At 61.5% G+C, this 19,195-nt stretch carries 18 protein-coding genes; 13 read left to right on the top strand and 5 right to left on the bottom strand.

What is annotated here, in order from left to right; translation table 11 throughout:
* Window positions 1-51 precede the first annotated feature (51 nt).
* Window positions 52-2,496, top strand: coding sequence for an EAL domain-containing protein (locus tag AQ621_RS01405; RefSeq protein WP_058339955.1), 2,445 nt, complete (start codon window positions 52-54; stop codon window positions 2,494-2,496).
* A gap of 51 nt (window positions 2,497-2,547) precedes the next feature.
* On the opposite strand, the gene argH is transcribed toward AQ621_RS01405, so the two are convergent.
* Window positions 2,548-3,957 carry an argininosuccinate lyase gene (argH, locus tag AQ621_RS01410; protein WP_058339956.1) on the bottom strand — a complete coding sequence of 470 codons (1,410 nt, stop codon included), beginning with the start codon at window positions 3,955-3,957 and terminating at the stop codon, window positions 2,548-2,550.
* A gap of 59 nt (window positions 3,958-4,016) precedes the next feature.
* Here argH and AQ621_RS01415 point away from each other — a divergent pair, with 59 nt between their 5' ends.
* From AQ621_RS01415 to AQ621_RS01440, 6 genes are all read left to right on the top strand, one after another.
* Window positions 4,017-5,129: a sensor histidine kinase gene (locus AQ621_RS01415; RefSeq protein WP_227508195.1), complete on the top strand. Its 1,113-nt coding sequence runs from the start codon at window positions 4,017-4,019 to the stop codon at window positions 5,127-5,129.
* A gap of 4 nt (window positions 5,130-5,133) precedes the next feature.
* The gene (locus AQ621_RS01420; RefSeq protein WP_058339957.1) at window positions 5,134-5,892 is read left to right on the top strand and encodes a LytR/AlgR family response regulator transcription factor; all 759 of its coding nucleotides are present in this window, start codon (window positions 5,134-5,136) and stop codon (window positions 5,890-5,892) included.
* Window positions 5,893-5,976: 84 nt separating this feature from the next.
* Entirely contained in the window at window positions 5,977-6,918 is a 942-nt protein-coding gene (gene hemC, locus AQ621_RS01425) for a hydroxymethylbilane synthase (protein ID WP_022987544.1), read from the top strand.
* Window positions 6,899-7,714 (top strand): uroporphyrinogen-III synthase, encoded by an 816-nt coding sequence (locus AQ621_RS01430; RefSeq protein WP_058339958.1) that lies wholly within the window; start codon window positions 6,899-6,901, stop codon window positions 7,712-7,714. Before hemC ends, AQ621_RS01430 begins: the two co-directional genes overlap by 20 nt.
* Before the next feature lie 10 nt (window positions 7,715-7,724).
* A complete protein-coding gene (locus AQ621_RS01435; RefSeq protein ID WP_082640826.1) occupies window positions 7,725-8,819 on the top strand; it encodes a uroporphyrinogen-III C-methyltransferase in 1,095 nt (364 codons plus the stop codon).
* Window positions 8,816-10,057 carry a heme biosynthesis HemY N-terminal domain-containing protein gene (locus AQ621_RS01440; RefSeq protein WP_058339959.1) on the top strand — a complete coding sequence of 414 codons (1,242 nt, stop codon included), beginning with the start codon at window positions 8,816-8,818 and terminating at the stop codon, window positions 10,055-10,057. Before AQ621_RS01435 ends, AQ621_RS01440 begins: the two co-directional genes overlap by 4 nt.
* Window positions 10,058-10,137: 80 nt before the next feature.
* Here AQ621_RS01440 and AQ621_RS01445 read toward each other — a convergent pair whose 3' ends face one another.
* From AQ621_RS01445 to rho, 3 genes are all read right to left on the bottom strand, one after another.
* The gene (locus AQ621_RS01445; RefSeq protein WP_058339960.1) at window positions 10,138-11,172 is read right to left on the bottom strand and encodes a 2Fe-2S iron-sulfur cluster-binding protein; all 1,035 of its coding nucleotides are present in this window, start codon (window positions 11,170-11,172) and stop codon (window positions 10,138-10,140) included.
* Complete coding sequence (gene ubiD, locus AQ621_RS01450) at window positions 11,144-12,631, bottom strand: 4-hydroxy-3-polyprenylbenzoate decarboxylase (protein WP_058339961.1); 1,488 nt, start codon at window positions 12,629-12,631, stop codon at window positions 11,144-11,146. The genes AQ621_RS01445 and ubiD overlap by 29 nt, the downstream gene beginning before the upstream one ends.
* A 223-nt stretch (window positions 12,632-12,854) precedes the next feature.
* On the bottom strand, window positions 12,855-14,117 hold the full coding sequence (gene rho / locus AQ621_RS01455; protein WP_022987538.1) for a transcription termination factor Rho: 1,263 nt from the start codon (window positions 14,115-14,117) through the stop codon (window positions 12,855-12,857).
* A gap of 20 nt (window positions 14,118-14,137) precedes the next feature.
* Here rho and AQ621_RS17615 point away from each other — a divergent pair, with 20 nt between their 5' ends.
* The 5 genes from AQ621_RS17615 to AQ621_RS01475 all read left to right on the top strand — a co-directional run bounded on the left by AQ621_RS17615 (window position 14,138) and on the right by AQ621_RS01475 (window position 16,991).
* Entirely contained in the window at window positions 14,138-14,317 is a 180-nt protein-coding gene (locus tag AQ621_RS17615) for a hypothetical protein (RefSeq protein ID WP_152521743.1), read from the top strand.
* A 160-nt stretch (window positions 14,318-14,477) separates the two neighbouring features.
* On the top strand, window positions 14,478-15,050 hold the full coding sequence (moaB, locus tag AQ621_RS01460; protein WP_058339962.1) for a molybdenum cofactor biosynthesis protein B: 573 nt from the start codon (window positions 14,478-14,480) through the stop codon (window positions 15,048-15,050).
* A gap of 9 nt (window positions 15,051-15,059) precedes the next feature.
* Window positions 15,060-16,274, top strand: a complete 1,215-nt coding sequence (gene glp, locus AQ621_RS01465; RefSeq protein WP_058339963.1) for a molybdopterin molybdotransferase MoeA — start codon at window positions 15,060-15,062, stop codon at window positions 16,272-16,274.
* A 2-nt stretch (window positions 16,275-16,276) separates the two neighbouring features.
* A complete protein-coding gene (gene moaD, locus AQ621_RS01470; RefSeq protein ID WP_058340019.1) occupies window positions 16,277-16,537 on the top strand; it encodes a molybdopterin converting factor subunit 1 in 261 nt (86 codons plus the stop codon).
* A 1-nt stretch (window position 16,538) separates the two neighbouring features.
* Window positions 16,539-16,991 (top strand): molybdenum cofactor biosynthesis protein MoaE, encoded by a 453-nt coding sequence (locus AQ621_RS01475; protein ID WP_022987534.1) that lies wholly within the window; start codon window positions 16,539-16,541, stop codon window positions 16,989-16,991.
* A 68-nt stretch (window positions 16,992-17,059) separates the two neighbouring features.
* Here AQ621_RS01475 and trxA read toward each other — a convergent pair whose 3' ends face one another.
* The gene (gene trxA / locus AQ621_RS01480; protein ID WP_014420340.1) at window positions 17,060-17,386 is read right to left on the bottom strand and encodes a thioredoxin TrxA; all 327 of its coding nucleotides are present in this window, start codon (window positions 17,384-17,386) and stop codon (window positions 17,060-17,062) included.
* 321 nt (window positions 17,387-17,707) lie between these two features.
* On the opposite strand from trxA, the gene ppx reads away from it, so the two are divergent.
* Window positions 17,708-19,189, top strand: a complete 1,482-nt coding sequence (gene ppx, locus AQ621_RS01485; RefSeq protein WP_227508200.1) for an exopolyphosphatase — start codon at window positions 17,708-17,710, stop codon at window positions 19,187-19,189.
* Window positions 19,190-19,195: the final 6 nt, after the last annotated feature.

Here is a 19,195-nt window from a genome sequence, read left to right on the forward strand (position 1 = left end):
TGTCATTTACAGCCATAACGACAACCCGGAGACCCGCAAGGGACAACCGCTGTGAAAGAATTCCTGATCCAACGCTATCGCCAGGACCCGCTGGGCCCCGCCATTCCGCCCACGCTGGTACAGATCGATGACACCGGCCGGGTCATCCGGGCCGATCGCCATACCGATACCATGTTCGGCTACGAACCGGCGGAACTGATCGGCAAGCCGGTGCAACAGATTCTCGCCTCGCGCCAGGACGACCCTTTTGCACCGGCTAACCGGCACCGACTGAATGACGGCCAGAAAGTCCTGGTGACCTTCCGCCACAAGGAGGGATTCTTCTTCACGGCCCGGCTGGGCCTGCACACCGAAATGCGGGATTCCGACCAGGCCGCCAGCGCCGCGATTACGCTGCGGGACAGCATCGCCATGGACAGCAGCCTGTTGACACTGGCGGAGCAGAGCGCCGGCTTCGGCCTGTGGGAACTGGATATCGCCAGCAACGAGATCGGCTGGACCGAAGGCGTTTACCGGTTACTGGAACTACAGCCCGGCACCGAGCTGACGCCCGAGCAGGCCCTGTTCTACTGCCAGGCCGGCCAGAACCGGGTCCGGGCCCTGTTCCGCCGCAGCATCCGCACCGGCAAGCCGTTCCGGATTGACCTGTCCATCCTCACCGGCAAACAGAACCCGCAAACCGTCACCCTCGCCGGCGGCCCTCTTGGCGACAGTCGGGAGCCGCAGCGGCTGGGGGGCGTCATCGTCAATCACAGCGAAGCCATGCGCCACGATGACGAAAAACAACGGGTACAGAGTATTCTGGAAGCCACCAGCAACGCCACCGAAGACCTGGTACTGGCAGTGAATACCCGGCTGGACCTGCTGCACTTCAACAAGCCCTGGGCCCGCCAGTTTTATAAAGCCTTCGGACTGGCCCCTTCTGTCGGCGACAACCTCAGCAAACTACTGGGCGACTTCCCGAATGAACGCCGGCTGATCGAACGCCTCTGGCAACGGGCACTGGAGCGGGACAGCTTTGTTGCCGAGATGCCGCTGAACCGTCAGGGCGAAGGCTTTCCGGTGTACGAATTCCACTTCCAGAGCCTGCGCGCCCCCCATAACGAAGTGGTTGGCGCAACCCATGTGGCGAGGGATATCAGTGACCGCCTGAAACGCAACCTGGACGATGACCGGCGCACCCGGTTTGACCCGGTCACCGGCCTGCTCAACCGGCGCGCCTTTCTCGAACACCTGGAACGGGCCCTTACCCACCAGCACCGGCGCCAGTTCACCGACAGCCTTCTGTTGCTGGACCTCGACAACTTCGAGCAATGCCAGGAAAACACCGGCAGCGGCGCCTGTGACCGTTATCTGAGGGAACTGGCGGCCACTCTGGGGTTGCGGGTCCGGCAACGGGATGCACTGGCCCGGCTGGCCGGCGATACCTTTGTGCTGTACATCGAGAACTGCCCGGAACCCAGGGTGCGCAAACTGGCGGATGAAATCCGCGAGCAGATAGCCCGCTTCCAGTTCGACTGGCAGGGCCAGCAACTGCAAACCACCGCCAGCGGCGGGCTGTTGATTCTGGGCGGCGAGCAGCCGGAACAACCGGAGCAGCTGCTGAGCCAGGCCGCCAACCTGTGCCACACCGCCAAGATCTCCGGCCGCAACCGGATTCACGCAGCCCACGCCAGGCATGGTGAACAACCGGCGGGCAGTTCCGACCAGCAACTGGAGCAGCTTCGCAACGCCCTGGACAACAACCACCTGCTGCTGGAATTCCAGTCCATGAAACCGGTGGCCAGCGTAACCTGGGGCGACCACATTGAAATCCTGTGCCGGATTCCGGGTGCCAACCCTGACGACACGCCACTGACACCGAACCAGTTCCTGCCCATCGCCGAACGCTTTGACCTGGTAAAACGGCTGGACCGGCAGGTCATCCGCCAGACCCTCGACTGGCTGGACCGGCATCCATTGCTGGAGCCGCGGCTGAAGTACTGCGGTTTCAACCTGTCGCTGGCCAGCATCCTGGATGACAGTTTTGCGGAATTCATGGAACAGACGGTGGCACCGCTGGCCTACAAACCGGAGTGTTTCTGCCTGGAAATCCGGGAGGCCCATGCCACCGAGTATCCGGATGAAGTGGCGGTGCAGTGCGATGCCCTGCACCGGGCCGGCTTCCGGGTCGCCCTGGAAGGAGCCGGTGCTTCGGTGGAAAGTTACAGCCTGGCCGCCAACCTGCCGGTCGACATCATCAAGCTGGATCAGCGGGTGATGAAGCACCTGGAAAAAGATCCGGTACAACAAATTATGGTGGATGCCCTGCACCGCATTGCCGAGGCTGCCGGAAAGGAAACCGTAGCCACCTTCATCGAAAACGATGAAACCTTGCGCAAGGTACGAACACTGGGAATTCACTTCGGCCAGGGCTTCCGGCTGGCAGAACCGCAACCACTGGAACAACTGAAACCGGCGGTGGTGGAGCTGAGTACCGGGCGGATCGGGGGCTGAGTTCCGCCGGCACAGAGGTTACCCCAGTGCCGGCGGATGATCAGGGCAGGATTACTTCAGGGCGGCGCGGGCCCGGGCTACGGCGGCACGCACCTGGTTCGGCGCGGTGCCACCCAGATGATCACGGGCCTGCACGGAACCTTCCAGGGTCAGCACGTCAAACACGTCCTCGCCAATCACGTCAGAGAACTGCTGCAGCTCTTCCAGGGTCATCTCAGACAGGTCACGGCTTTCGGCCACGCCAAAGGCGACAGACTTGCCGACAATCTCGTGGGCATCCCGGAAGGGGACACCTTTCTTGACCAGGTAATCCGCCAGGTCGGTGGCAGTGGAGAAGCCCCGCTTGGCCGCCACCCGCATGTTGTCCGCCTTGGCCTTGATGGCCGGGATCATGTCGGCGTAGGCCTTCAGGCAGCCCTTGATGGTATCGACGGTGTCGAACAGCGGCTCTTTGTCTTCCTGGTTGTCCTTGTTGTAGGCCAGCGGCTGGCTCTTCATCAGGGTCAGCAGACTGATCAGGTGGCCGTTCACCCGGCCGGTCTTACCACGCACCAGTTCCGGTACGTCCGGGTTTTTCTTCTGGGGCATGATGGAAGAACCGGTGCAGAAACGATCCGGCAGGTCGATGAAATCGAACTGGGCGGAAGTCCAAAGCACAAGCTCTTCACTGAACCGGGACAGATGAGTCATCAGCAGCGCAGCGAAACTGCAGAATTCGATGGCGAAGTCCCGGTCAGAGACGGAATCCAGGCTGTTTTCCGTCGGCCGGTCAAAGCCCAGCAGCTCGGCGGTCAGGTTACGGTCGATCGGGTAGGTGGTACCAGCCAGGGCAGCGGCGCCCAGGGGCATCACATTCACCCGCTTGCGACAATCCTGCAGGCGATCGGCATCGCGTACCAGCATTTCGTACCAGGCCAGCAAATGGTGGCCGAAGGTGACCGGCTGGGCAGTTTGCAGGTGGGTAAAGCCGGGCATGATGGTATCGGCTTCGCGCTCGGCCAGGTCCAGCAGGCCGGCCTGCAGGCGAGCCAACTCTTCGGCGATCACGTCGATTTCATCGCGCAGGTACAGGCGAATGTCGGTAGCGACCTGGTCGTTACGGCTGCGACCGGTGTGCAGCTTCTTGCCGGTGATGCCGATGCGGTCGGTCAGCCGGGCTTCGATGTTCATGTGCACGTCTTCCAGGCTGACGGACCACTCGAAGCGACCGGCTTCGATGTCTTCCTTCACGCCTTTCAGGCCTTCGATGATCTGGTCCCGCTCGGCGTCGGTGAGCACACCCACCTTGGCCAGCATGGTGGCATGGGCGATAGAGCCGGTAATATCATGGTGGTACAGGCGCTGATCAAAACCGACTGACGCGGTAAAGCGCTCGACAAAGGCATCGGTAGGCTCGCTGAAACGGCCACCCCAGGGTTTTTCGGAGGATGTGGCCTGGTCAGATTTCTTCTGATCCGTCATGGTCTATCTTTCCTGCTGACAGCCCGGCATCATCATGCCGGCAGTGAATCGGTAAAAAGTTGCCGCAGTATAGCATTCTGACCCCGGTTAAGGAGACACCCCTGAAACCAGACCATGGCATAGGCAAGCAACAGCCTGGCAGCTTTTACGTTCCCGATCTGTGCCGGGTGCGGGCGGTGTTCCTGATGCTGGTCACCAGCGAACTGTTCGTGCTGGTGTTATCCATTGTCCAGGCGGAACAGGGCTGGATTGACTGGAACTACTTCGGGCTGCTGTCGCTGTTTGTGCAATGGACCACCCTCACCAGCGCAGCGCTGATCTGCCTGCTGCGGCCCCGGCTGGCGCACATGGGCATAGCCGGCGCCACCCTGGCCATCGTCACCATCGTCCTGCTCGATGTACTGGCGTTCAGCCTGTTTGCCGACAAGGTTCTCAACCCGCAACCCGGCGGCATCCTGTGGCAAAGCATCGCCAAGAAACTGCTGCTGGCACTGCTGATCTCCCTGATGGTGCTGCGCTACTTCTATCTGCAACACCAGTGGCAACAACAGCAGGAAGCCGAAATGCAGGCCCGGCTCACCTCCCTGCAGGCCCGTATCCAGCCCCACTTCCTGTTCAACAGCATGAACACCATCGCCAGCCTGATCGACAGCCACCCCGAACTGGCCGAAGAAGCCGTGCTGGACTTGTCCGAACTGTTCCGGGCCAGCCTGAGAACCACCGAACAGCTGGTCCCCCTGAGCCGTGAACTGGAACTGTGCCAGCGTTACCTTGCCATTGAAGGGCTCAGGCTGGGCGAACGGCTGGCACTGGACTGGGCCATCGAACCCGGGCTGGAGCAACAGGCAATCCCGCCGCTGACCCTGCAACCCCTGGTGGAAAACGCCATTTACCACGGCATACAACCCAGGGCGGAGGGCGGCACCGTGCGGATTGAAGTTTCCGCCAAGGATCGGTTTGTCTATCTGCTGGTACAGAACCCGGCCCCGGAGGCTGGCGAAAGCCGGCACAGCGGCAACCACATCGCCCTGGACAACACCCTGGCCCGGCTCCGGGCCCTGTTCGGGGAGTCCGCCGTGCTCAAGCGCAGCCGGCAAAATGACATTTATACCGTTACACTGAGGCTGCCCAGGCAGACGGTAAACCAGTACAAACGCCTTGTTTCACGGTGAGACGATGGATTCACAACCGCAGCAAACCATATTGATTGCCGACGACGAGCCCCTGGCCAGGCAACGGATCCGCAGGCTGCTGGAAGACCTCCCCGGTTACCGGGTGTGTGGCGAGGCCACAGACGGCCACGACACCCTGCACAAAATTGCCGCACTGGAACCGGACATCCTGCTGCTGGATATCCGCATGCCCGGCATGGACGGCATGCAGGCGGCCGGCCAAATCAGCCAGCTGGATAATCCGCCTGCAGTGATTTTCTGCACCGCCTACGACCACTTTGCCATCCAGGCCTTTGATGTGCAGGCCTCCGGCTACCTGCTCAAACCCGTACGTAAGGAAGCCCTGGCCCAGACCCTCGCCCGGGCCGGACGCACCAACCGGGTGCAGCGCCGCAGCCTGGCCGGACAGACCGGCCAGGACTCCAGCCAGCTGGCGGTTCGCACCCACCGGGGTACCGAGCTGATCGACCTCGACACCATCCTGTACTGCGAAGCCGACCAGAAGTACGTCACCCTGCACCATACCCGGGGTGAAACCCTGTGCGATTACACCCTGAAGGAACTGGAGCAGGCCTATCCGCAGCTATTGCTGCGCATTCACCGCAATACGCTGGTGGGCGTGCGCTTTATTCGTGGGCTGCAACGCAGCAGCGACGGCCACCATAGCCTTGCGCTGAAAGGGCTGCCTGCGGAACTGCCGGTGAGCCGGCGCCATGCCGGCCACGTGCGCCAGTGGTTACAGGAACACCAGCCCTCCCCCTGACGGGGTATGCCGGGGCAACCACGGGACTTTTTTACTGCCACAAGGTAACCTTGGGGCACATTTTCCCGAACGACAGTGAGTGCCATGTCCAAACGAACCCTTCGCATCGCAACCCGTAGCAGCGCACTGGCGCTGTGGCAGGCAGAATTCATCAAATCCGAGCTGGAGCGGCTGCACGACAACGTCACCGTGGAGCTGGTCAAGATCAAGACCCAGGGCGACAAGATCCTTGACGTTCCCCTGGCCAAGATCGGCGGCAAGGGCCTGTTTGTGAAGGAACTGGAAGAAGCCATGCTGGACGGCCGCGCCGACCTTGCCGTGCACTCTATGAAAGACGTACCCATGGAGTTCCCGGAAGGCTTGGGGCTGGTCGCCATCTGTGAGCGCGAAGATCCCACCGATGCCTTTGTCAGCAACCACTACGACAACCTGGACCAGCTGCCCCAGGGCGCCGTGGTTGGCACCTCGAGCCTGCGCCGTGAAACCCAGCTCAGGGCCAACCGCCCGGACCTGGAAATCAAGATGCTGCGAGGCAACGTGAACACCCGGCTGGCCAAGCTGGATGCCGGAGAATACGACGCCATCGTGCTGGCCAGCTCCGGCCTGAAGCGGCTGGGTTTCCACGATCGCATCCGCTACTGCATGCCGGATACCGTCTCGCTGCCGGCCGTCGGCCAGGGCGCACTGGGCATCGAATGCCGCCTGAGCGATGACGAACTGCTGGGCCTGCTGGAGCCACTGAACCATACCGACACCGCAGACCGGGTAAAGGCCGAGCGCGCCCTGAACCGCCGGCTGGAAGGTGGCTGCCAGGTCCCCATTGCGGCCTATGCCCTGCTGGAAGACGACAACACCCTTTGGCTGCGAGGCCTCGTGGGTGCAGTAGACGGCACCCGGATTTTCCGGGTGGAAGGCCGTGCGCCCCGCGCTGAAGGTGAACGCCTGGGCCGGGAACTGGCAGAACAGCTGCTGGCCATGGGTGCCGACAAGGTTCTGGCTGAAGTCTATGGTCACACCCCGAGCTGAAGCCCACCAGGCGCAACCGGAACTTGCTGGCCGGCGGATACTGATCTGCCGGCCGGAGCCGGAAGCCGACAGGCTGGCCGAAGCTTTCCGGGCGGCCGGCGCGCGGGTTCGGGTATTGCCCACCGTGGTTCGCGAATCCTTGCCGGAAACCCCGGAACGCCGCAGCCTGCTGCAGGAACTCGATAATTTCCACCATATCATTGCCGTCAGCCCCTATGCCGCACGGCTGCTGCTGGATGAGGTCGATCAGTGGTGGCCGCAGCCACCGGTTGGCGTGCACTGGTATGGCGTCGGCGCCGGCACTGCGGCGGCGTTTGCCGAAGCAGGGCTGCCGGCCGAGAAGCCGGATGACGGCTGGACCAGCGAAGCCTTGCTGGCGCACCCGTCGCTGCAGCACCTGGAACACGAAAAGGTTTTGCTGGCCCGGGGCGAGCAGGGTCGGGAGCTGATTCGCCAGACCCTGGAGCAACGGGGAGCCCGGGTAACGGTTCTGCCACTGTACCGACGCCTCCAGCCGTACTATCCTGCAGATAAGCTAAGCGAGATTTTTACCGGGTTCCGGCCCGAAGCGGTGATCGCCCTGTCCGGCGAAACCCTGAATAATCTCAAAGACATGGCCCGGGAATACCCGCATGCCCTGGACACTGCCCTGGTGGTTGTCCCGGCAGACCGGGTGGCCGAGCAGGCCAGGGCGGCCGGATTCAGCAACCCGGTGGTTCCGGATGGCCTGTCCGACCGGGAACTGGTGAATTGCGTGGCTGTGCGGCTCGGGCCGCAGGCCGGTAACAACGGATAACCAAGTAAGGATGCCCGTGACTGAAACAACAGAACAACTACCCGCCACCATCGAGCCCGACAACAACGCAGAAAAACCGCGCCTTTGGCCCATCTGGGTGGTCGCCGGTATTGCCCTGCTCATTACGCTGATACTGGCCCTGTGGAGCTGGCAGCAGTGGAACAACCACCAGGCCACCCTGCAGGTGATTACCGACCTGCGCCAGGATACCGCCCAGCTGGAAGACCTCTACGGCAGCCGGGGCAGCGAGCAGAGCCAGCGCATGCAGACCATGGAGCAGAAGCTGGCCGAACAGCGTGAACTGATTGCCACCCAGCAGCGCCAGATTGACCACAACGCCCGGGAACTGCTGGAAGCCGGAAACCGCACCCGCACCGACTGGCTGCTGGCCGAGGCCGAATACCTGCTGCGCATTGCCAACCAGCGCCTGCTGATTGAAAAAGACATCAAGGGTGCCTTGTCGGCCCTGGAGTCTGCCGACGAAGTGCTGGCAGAGTCTGACGACATCGGCGTGTTCCCGGTACGCCAGCAGCTGGCTAAGGAAGTGCTGTCCCTGAAGGGTATCGAAGGGGTCGACCGCACCGGCCTGTACCTGAAACTGGAAGCCGCCATTGCCAGCCTCCATGACCTGACCGACCAGGCCCTGATCCACGACCGTGCGCCCGGGTTCAGCATGGTCGGAGACGACCAGGCCCCGGAAGACGGCAGCAACATGCTCACCCGCGGCTGGAACCGGTTCGCCGATACCATGAAACAGGTGGTTGTGGTGCGCCGGCTGGACGAACCGGTCAAACCGCTGTTGTCTCCTGACCAGAGCGCCTGGGCCCGGCTGAACCTGCAACTGATGCTGGAAGAAGCCGAAATGGCGGTCTTGCGGGGCAACCAACCGCTGTACGAACGGGCGCTGAACAAAGCTATCAGCACCGTCAAAGACTGGTATGACAACACCAACCCGGCTATCCAGGGCATCAGCGGCACGTTGACCGAACTGGCTGACCGGAATGTGGATCCCCGGTTGCCCGATATCAGCAAGTCCCTGGACCTGCTGAAAGAGCGCCTGGCCGGACGCACCGCTGCCGGCAGCAACGGAGGCGATGAATCATGATCCGCCTGCTGCTGATCCTGCTGATTGCCCTGCTGGTGGGCACCGGGCTGTCTCTGGGGCTGGCCTATGATCTCGGCTATATCCGTGTCAGCCTCGGCAACTATCTGATCGAAACCAATTTCTGGGTTGGCCTCGGGCTGATCGTTGTCCTGGTGATGCTGAGCCTGTTCCTGATCGGCCTGCTGAGGCGGTTCCGCCAGGGCACCGGCCTGATGGCCACCTGGGTCAGCCGCGGCAACGAACGCCGTGCCCGCCGGCGCACCACAAAGGGCCTTCTGGCACTGGCCGAAGGCAACTGGCCACGAGCCAGGAAACTGCTGGTGAGCTCCGCCAACCACGCCGACACACCGCTGATCAACTACCTGGCGGCAGCCCAGGCCTCGTTCGAATCCGGTGACCACGACTCGGTCGACCAATTACTGCGCCAGGCCTTTGAAAGCACCCCTGGCTCCAGCCTGGCGGTCGGCCTGACCCAGGCCCAGCTGCAGCTGGCGGGCAACCGGCTGGAGCAGGCCCTGGCCACCCTGCTGCGCCTGCGTAAAGAAGCACCGCACCATCCGTTCGTGCTCAAGCTGCTAAAGAACACCTACCTGCGGCTGGAAGACTGGCGGGAATTGTCAAAGCTCCTGCCGGAATTGCGCAAGCGCAGCGTGCTGACTGAAAAAGAACTGGATGACCTGGAACGACAGGTATGGCACAACCTGCTGGAACAAGCCGCCGCCGACTGCGAACGCCGGCGCAAGGAAGATCCGGAAGCGACCCTGGAACCGCTGACCCGGCTATGGGACGAACTGCCACGCTTTGTACGCCGCGACGAGTACACCATCCGGGACTACGCGGGGTTACTGGCCCGTCTGGGCGATGAGGGGCAGGCCGAAACCCTGCTGAGAAAAGTGCTGCGTAACCACTGGAGCGACGAGTTGATCAACCTCTACGGGCGGCTTGAAGGCCACCAGCCGGATGAGCAGTTAATCATTGCCGAACAGTGGCTGAAAGACCGCCCCAACAATCCGGAACTGCTGCTGGCACTGGGCCGCCTGAGCCTGCGCAATGAACTGTGGGGCAAGGCCCGGGAATATTTCGAAACCAGCCTGCGCCTGAAACGCAGCCGTGAAACCCTGGCGGAACTGAGCCGCCTGAATGCCCATATGGGCCATGAAGAAGCCAGCATCAAGCTGCTGATGCAGGGGCTGGAGACCGACAACGGCCTGCCCGAGCTGCCGATGCCCCGGGCCTGAGCCCTCAGCGCACAACATGAGCCTTCAGCGCCACAACATAAGCCATCAGCGCCACACTCTAAGAGAGTCAGGCTAAGCAATCAGGCCCTGGGGGCATACTCCAGCACATCCGAGAAAAACGCCTGCTCAGGCAGGCCTTTTTCCAGCAGTGCATCCATCAGGGTATACACCATGGTGGGCGAGCCACTGGCATGCACTTCCACGTTCTGCCAGTCGGCCCCGGACGCCAGCACAGCCCGCACCAACTGGTCATGGTGACCACCCCAGTCATTATCCTCGTCATCCCCGACGACAGGCACAAAGCTGAAATTGCTCCGGTCTTCATGCCACTGTTGCGCCAGCGACCTCAGGTACATGTCCTCGTGCTTGCGCACGCCCCAGAACAGGGTCACGGGGTGGCTGTACCGGGTTTCCTGAAGGAATTCCACCAGGCTTTTCATCTGGGCAAAGCCGGTTCCGGCCGCTACCAGCAGTAAAGGCTTGTCCGGCGCCGCAGCCAGGCAGGCTTTGCCATTGGGCAGTTCCACCGTCACATCCTGGCCGGAGGTGAGCGCATCAATCACCTTGCGGGCTGAAACCCAGTCCGGGGAAGCCTGGATGTGCAATTCGATATGCTCGGCGGCGGGGCTGCTGGCGATGGAGAAATAACAGGGGTCTTCCCCCGGCAGGATGACCGAAAGATACTGACCGGCATGGAAGGCCACATCGCGGCGCCTCGGCAGCTTCAGCTCAACCCGGAACACATCGTGACTGATCGAGCGCACATCAACTACTTTGGCTGCATACTGACGGGGCAGATGGTTCGCAGTTGCCATAATGGCAGGTATCTCCAGTTTCAGGTCGGTCAGGGCAAGCGTCCGGCACATCATCAGCCGATCACCCACCGATAAGGTTTGTTGGTTCCGGGTATTCAGGGCCTGCCCCGTTATCAGGGTTGCCTCACAGATCTCGCAGACACCGTTGCGGCAGGCTGCCGGCGCCTGGATACCCGCAGCCGCGGCAGCGGACAGCAAATCCTCATTGCCCGCTACGCCGTAGCCCAACCCGGCCGGCTGCAACTCAACCCGGTATGCAGCCTGTGCCTTGTCAGTCGGGGCGGGTGTCACGATTTTCAATACCGAGACTGTCCCAGATCTCATCCACCCGCTGTTTGACCTCATCGGTCATGGTAATGGCAGTGCCCCACTCCCGGTCGGTCTCGCCGGGCCATTTATTGGTGGCATCCATCCCCATTTTCGAGCCAAGGCCAGACACCGGCGACGCGAAGTCCAGGTAATCGATGGGGGTGTTCTCCACCAGCGTGGTGTCCCGGGCCGGGTCCATACGGGTGGTGATAGCCCAGATGACATCTTCCCAGCTGCGGGCGTTCACATCGTCGTCGGTCACAATCACGAACTTGGTGTACATGAACTGACGCAGGAACGACCAAACGCCCATCATCACCCGCTTGGCGTGGCCCGGGTACTGCTTCTTCATGGTGACCACCGCCAGCCGGTAGGAGCAACCTTCCGGGGGCAGGTAGAAATCCACAATCTCCGGGAACTGCTTCTGCAGGATGGGAATGAACACTTCGTTCAGCGCCACACCCAGCACCGCCGGCTCATCGGGCGGGCGGCCGGTGTAGGTACTGTGGTAGATCGGGTCTTTGCGGTGAGTAATGCGCTCCACGGTAAACACCGGGAACTGGTCCACCTCGTTGTAATAACCGGTATGGTCGCCAAACGGGCCTTCAGGCGCCATATCATCCGGATAAATAAAACCTTCCAGCACAATCTCGGCACTGGCCGGAACCTGCAGGTCGCTCAGGCCGGCTTTCACCAGCTCGGTACGGCTGCCCCGCAGTAACCCGGCAAAGGCGTATTCAGACAGGGTATCCGGCACCGGCGTAACAGCGCCCAGAATGGTGGCCGGATCAGCCCCCAGGGCAACCGCAACCGGATAAGGCTTGTCCGGATTGGCCCGGCGAAACTCCTGGTAATCCAGCGCGCCACCGCGATGGCTGAGCCAGCGCATGATCAACCGGTTACGGCCGATCAGCTGCTGCCGGTAAATACCCAGGTTCTGCCGCTCCTTGTTCGGGCCGCGGGTAATCACCAGCGGCCAGGTCACCAGTGGGCCAGCATCCCCGGGCCAGCAGTGCTGCACCGGAATCTGGTACAGGTCGACCTTGTCTTTCTCGATCACCACGTCCTGGCAGGGCGCGGAACGGAGCACCTTCGGGCTCATGCGCATCACCTGCTTGAACAGCGGCAACTTCTCAATCGCATCCTTGAAGCCCTTGGGGGGATCCGGCTCCTTCAGAAACGCCAGCAGCTTGCCGATCTCCCGCAATGCCGAAACATCCTGCTGGCCCATGCCCATAGCCACCCGCTTTGGCGTGCCGAACAGGTTGGCCAGCACCGGCATGTCGTAGCCCTTGGGATTTTCAAACAACAACGCCGGCCCACCGGCCCGCAGCGTGCGGTCGCAGATTTCGGTCATTTCCAGGTGGGGGTCGACTTCAGCGCTGATGCGCTTGAGCTCGCCCTGCTTTTCCAGCTGGGCAATGAAGTCTCTCAGGTCGTTGTATTTCATGCTGTGCTCCGCTTCTGATCTACGGTACTACGGAGTTCGGGCTTCTCCGGACTGCCCTTGTAGTTGGTCTTGATACTTTTCTGTTCGATGTTGGAACAAGGCCGGGAGGGGGTGTCAAAACGGAAAACAGTGGTTTTCCTGATGGTTTTGACACCCCCTCCCGGCCTTGTTCTTCCGACTTCTTTACTCGCGCCCCAAAATCAGGCGCGCAGAGAAATCAGTATCAACGACGCTTCATAGACTGGAAGAATTCGTCATTGGTCTTGGTATCCCGCAGCTTGTCGAGCAGGAATTCCAGAGACGCAGTGTCGTCGTCCATGGAGTGCAGCAGCTTGCGCAGGATCCACACGCGCTGGATTTCCGCTTCGCTCATCAGCAGGTCTTCGCGGCGGGTGCCGGAACGACGGATGTTGATGGCCGGGTAAACCCGCTTCTCGGCAATCTTGCGGTCCAGGTGCACTTCCATGTTACCGGTGCCCTTGAACTCCTCGTAGATAACCTCGTCCATCTTGGAACCGGTATCCACAAGCGCTGTGGCCAGGATAGTCAGGCTGCCGCCCTCTTCCACATTACGCGCCGCACCGAAGAAGCGCTTGGGCTTTTCCAGCGCATGGGCATCCACACCACCGGTCAGTACCTTGCCGGAAGACGGAATCACGGTGTTGTAGGCGCGGGCCAGGCGGGTGATGGAGTCCAGCAGGATGATCACATCCTTCTTGTGCTCCACCAGGCGCTTGGCCTTTTCGATCACCATCTCGGCTACCTGGACGTGGCGGGCCGGCGGCTCGTCAAACGTAGATGCCACAACCTCGCCGCGCACGGTGCGCTGCATTTCCGTCACTTCTTCCGGGCGCTCGTCAATCAGCAGCACCATCAGGTGACATTCCGGGTTGTTGCGGGTGATGGACTGGGCAATGCCCTGCATCAGCAGCGTTTTACCGGCCTTGGGCGGAGATACGATCAGGCCACGCTGGCCTTTACCGATCGGAGCCACCAGGTCCAGTACCCGGGAAGAGAGATCCTCTGTACTGCCGTTACCCAGTTCCAGGGTCAGACGCTCCTGGGGGAACAGCGGGGTGAGGTTCTCGAACAGAATCTTGTTACGGGCGTTGTCCGGCTTGTCGAAGTTAATCTCGTTAACTTTCAGCAGGGCAAAATAACGCTCGCCATCTTTCGGCGGGCGGATCTTGCCGGAAACGGTATCGCCGGTACGCAGGTTGAAACGGCGGATCTGACTGGGAGAGACGTAGATATCGTCCGGACCGGCCAGGTAAGAGGCATCGCCGGAACGAAGGAAGCCGAAACCGTCCTGCAGAATTTCCAGTACACCATCACCGTAAATGTCTTCGCCGCTTTTGGCGTGTTTCTTCAGGATGGTGAAGATCACGTCTTGCTTGCGCGAGCGAGCCAGGTTATCCAGACCCATTTCTTGCGCAATATCGAGCAATTCGGGCACGGATTTCTGCTTGAGTTCAGTAAGATTCATAGTTTGTTGGATTTTCAGGAATGGAAGTAAACGACAGTTGGAATGACAGGGGTGCCCCTGAACGCATTGATCTGATTAAGCTGAAACAAGGTGCTGGCTCGATGGAGCTACCGGTGCAGATGAAATCCGGATTAAGTATGCTGAAGCCAGAGAGTGGGAACAATCGTTCGCCGGGCAAGCGGCATAATCGACCACCTTGAAGCCTGATGTCAAGACCTGTGACCAAAATTAAACCAGCGGCTTGCCCTGCATCAGACCAATGTCGACACCCAAAATCTCTCTGGCGGCCACCCTCTTCCATTTACCAGCGCCAATCCGGATACTGACTCTATTATTGATACAGCCTTCCGGAGCCTTTCCATGAGCAGTGACCTTACCAGCGAACTCAAACCCCTGAACGTCGCCCTGTTAACCGTATCAGACACCCGCGGCCCCGCCGAAGACACCTCCGGCCAGTACCTGGAGGACCAGATTATCGAAGCCGGCCACCGGCTCCTGGCCCGCCGTATCCTGCCGGACGACGTCTACCTGATCCGTGCGCTGATGTCCCTGTGGATTGCCGATCCGGAAGTTCATTCAGTCATTATCACGGGCGGCACCGGCTTTATGGAGCGGGACAGCACTCCGGAAGCCGTTGGTGCGCTGCTCGACAAGGAAATTGTCGGCTTCGGCGAAGAGTTCCGCCGTTTGTCCGCCGCCGAGATTGCCAGTTCCACCATTCAGTCCCGGGCCTTCGGCGGCATGGCCAATAACACGGTCATTTTCTGCCTGCCCGGCTCCACCGGTGCCTGCCGCACCGGGTGGGAAGGCATTCTGAAAAGCCAGCTCGACAGCCGCCATGGCCCCTGCAATTTCTCAGGGCTGACCTTGCGCAAGCCGGATCGTGCCTGCCAGCGGCTGTATGAAGTAATCGGCTCCCGGGCCGAGCGATAAGGAGACGTTATGGCTGGCCAGAACCTGATCTCCCTGGACGATGCCCTGAACCACCTGCTTGACCGGGCCACTCCGGTTACCCGTGCCGAGGCCGTCAACCTGACAGAATGTCTGGGCCGGATCCTGGCGGAAAACCATTATGTACCGGCCGATGTGCCGCCGGCCGACAACAGCGCAGTGGATGGCTACGCGGTTTACCACAGTGATGTACGTGATGGCGAAGCGCTGACCGTGTCTGACCGGGTTCCCGCCGGCACCGCCCCGGCGCCGCTGCAGCCGGGCACGGCAGTGCGCATCTTCACCGGCTCGGAGATCCCCGAAGGCGCCGATGCAGTGGTGATGCAGGAGCGGGTAGAGCGTACCGGCGACAGCATCGTGATCAACGCTACGGTCAGCTCTGGCCAGAACATCCGGCAGCGCGGGCAGGACCTTACCAAGGGGGCCCTGGCCCTGGCCCGGGGTACACGAATCCGGCCACAGGAAATGGGCCTGCTGGCGTCCACCGGTATCAACCGGGTGCCGGTACTGGCGAAGCTGAAAGTGGCCATCCTGACCACCGGCGATGAGCTGGTGGACCCGGGCCAGCCGCTGGCACCGGGGCAGATCTACAACACCAACCGGTATACCCTGCTGGGCCTGCTGGCCGAGGCTGGCTGCGACGTAACCCTGTGTGAAAGCCTGGAAGACACCCGCGATGCCACCCGCCAGACCCTGACAAGGGCTGCGGCAGAGGCCGACCTGATCATCACCAGTGGCGGGGTATCGGTGGGCGAGGAAGACCATGTGCGGGCCGTGCTCGAGGAATCCGGCAAGCTGTCACTCTGGCGCCTGGCAATCAAACCGGGCAAGCCGCTGGCATTTGGCGAAGTGGCGGGCACGCCGGTTATCGGACTGCCCGGCAACCCGGCGTCGGTACTGGTTACCTTTATGGTCGTGGCCCTGCCCTACATCCGCAAGCGCCAGGGCCGCTCCGATATTGTACTGACCGGTGAGCGGTTGCCTGCCGCGTTCGAGATTACCGAGACATCGGTGCGCCGCGAGTTTGTCAGGGCCCGCAAGGAGAATGCCGGCTCCGAAGTGCAGGTTGCGGCCTTCCCCAACCAGAGTTCCGGGGTAATGAGTTCCGCCTGCTGGGCTTCGGGATTGGCAATAGTGCCCGAGAATACCCGGGTGGCCCGGGGCGACCTGGTTACGTTCTATTCCTTTAACGAATTGCTGAGCTGATGATGACCGAGCCTACCCTGACCGTTCGCTTCTTCGCCCGCCTGCGGGAAGAGCTGGATACCGATTCCCTGAGCCTGCCCGCCAATGACGGGCAAACCGTCGACGACCTCCTGACCCAACTGGCCAGCCGCGGCGGCCGGTGGGCCCAGCTTAAGGGCGACCAGCCGGTTATGGTGGCGGTCAACCAGGCCATGGCAAAACCCGCCACGGCGGTGAAGGCCGGTGATGAGGTCGCGTTTTTCCCGCCGGTAACCGGAGGTTGAGATGATTTCTGTGCAGACCGGGGATTTTGATACAGGCGCGGAATATGCCGCGCTGAGAGCAAGCGGTTCAGGCACCGGTGCCATTGCCACCTTCACCGGACTGGTCCGGGATTCCGGAGACCTGTCCGGCGTAACGGGGCTGTTCCTGGAACATTATCCGGGGATGACGGAGGCGGTTATTCAGGGGCTGATTGACGAGGCTTCCCGCCGCTGGGATGTCCGTGATGCCCGGGTGATTCACCGGGTCGGGCGACTAGCGCTTTCCGACCAGATCGTATTTGTTGGCGTGTGCAGCGCCCACCGGGGCGATGCCTTCGCCGCCTGCTCGTTCATCATGGACGCCCTGAAAACTTCCGCCCCGTTCTGGAAGAAAGAGATGACCTCTGACGGCGAGCACTGGGTGGAACAGAAGGCGTCTGATCGTGAACGGACCCAGGCCTGGTCTTCAGACTGACAGGCTCAAGGCACAAAAAAACCGCCCGTGAAGCGTTGTTCAGGGGCGGTTTTTTTTTCAACAGCAGATCAGAGGTTGCTGTCGAGGAAGGCGGCCAGCTGTGACTTGGACAGGGCACCTACCTTGGTGGCGTCGACATTGCCGTTCTTGAACAGCATAAGGGTCGGAATGCCACGAATGTTGAACTTGGGCGGGGTCTGCTCGTTTTCGTCGATGTTCAGCTTGCAGACTTTGAGCTTGCCTTCGTATTCGTCGGCGATCTCTTCCAGAACCGGTGCGATCATCTTGCACGGGCCACACCACTCGGCCCAGTAATCTACCAGTACCGGAACGTCGGATTTCAGTACGTCCTGTTCAAAGGAAGCGTCGGTGACATTAACGATATTTCCGCTCATTACCTTTTCCTGATTCAGGCGCTCCCGGGCCGTTCTTGCCGGCCCCGGCGGAGTCGCTGTTGACTGTAGCAAACGGACTTTTCCGAAAGGGAAAATCCCGCCTGCCCGGATTTCGTTAGACGGATACTTTACGCGATTGGCCGCCTGAATGTGAAGCGGGAAGTATCCCGCGCACGGTTGATTCGTGTCAGTAATGACCGCAGTCCGTTACTGACACACCCCTGTTTCTTCACTTATAGTACGACCAAGTTCACACCACACAGGATTCCTACCAACGTGACGGCCACCCCCAACGCCGAGAACGCAACACCCGCACCGGACATGCTGGCAGCCATTGATATGGGCTCCAACAGTTTTCACATGGTCGTGGCCCGCCTCGTGCACGGCGAGATCCGCACGGTGGAAAAAATGGGCGAGAAGGTTCAGCTCGGCGCCGGCCTGGACCAGTACAACCGCCTGACCGAGGCCGCCCAGCAACGGGCGCTGGAGTGCCTGAGCCGGTTTGCCCAGCGGCTTCAGGGCATGCCTGCGGCGGGGGTGCAGATTGTCGGCACCAACGCCTTGCGGGTGGCACGCAACGCCCACGAGTTTATTGCCCGGGCGGAGGACGTCCTGGGTTATCCGGTGGAAGTAATTGCCGGCCGGGAAGAAGCCCGCCTGATCTATCTGGGGGTATCCCACACCCTGGCGGACGATTCCGGTAAACGGCTGGTGATTGATATCGGCGGCGGCAGCACCGAGTTTATTATCGGCCAGCGCTTCGAGCCCCAGGAACTGGAAAGCCTGCACATGGGCTGCGTATCGTTCCGCAACCGCTATTTCCCGGACGGCAAGATCAGCCGCCGGCAAATGGACAAGGCCATCATCCACGCCGAGCAGGAACTGCAGAATATCCGCCAGCACTACCGGCAGGTGGGCTGGCAAAGTTCCGTGGGCTCTTCCGGGTCGATCAAGGCCATCGCCAATGTGCTGGCCGCCCTGAAGATCACCGATGGCACCATTACCCGCACCGCCATGGAAGAGCTGCGCAAGCGGCTGGTGGATATGGGCAAGGTGGAAAAACTGGCCGAACTGGGTGTCCGGCAGGATCGCCAGAGCATTTTCCCGGCCGGCTTTGCCATTCTGCTGGCCGCCTTCCGGTCACTGGACATCGACGCCATGACCTTCGCAGACGGCGCCCTGCGTGAAGGCCTGCTGTACGACATCGTCGGGCGTATCCAGCATGAAGATGTGCGGGAGCGGACCATTTCCGCACTGCAGGAACGCTACCATGTCGACCAGGCCCACGGTGCCGCCGTTGAGCAGACCGCCATGGCTGCCTGGGAGCAGGTCGCCGACCAGTGGGGCCTGCGCACCGATGCCGACGAAGATGTGTTGCGCTGGGCCTGCCGGCTGCACGAAATCGGCCTGACCATTTCCCACAGCCAGTACCACAAACACGGCGCCTACCTGCTGCGTTACTCTGACCTGCCGGGCTTTACCCAGCAGTTCCAGAAAGACCTGGCCACCCTGGTGCGCGGCCACCGGCGTAAATTTTCAGCGGCGGTATTTGAAGGCATCGAGCCGGAAGACAAGCCCCGGCTGCGCTACCTGTGTGTGCTGGTCCGGCTTGCGGTGCTGATCCAGCACCCCCGCAACCTGGAACAACCGCCGGAATTTTCCCTGCACGGCCACGAGAACAAGCTGGTGGTGGAACTGCCCCAGGGCTGGCTGGACAACCGGCCGCTGACCCTGGCCGACCTGAAAAACGAGCGGGATTACCTGGCCCGGCAGGATTTCGTGCTGGAGATCAGCGCCCGCTGAGGCCGG

This window comes from Marinobacter sp. P4B1 (assembly GCF_001447135.1).
In the GTDB taxonomy this organism is placed as follows: Bacteria; Pseudomonadota; Gammaproteobacteria; order Pseudomonadales; family Oleiphilaceae; genus Marinobacter; species Marinobacter vinifirmus.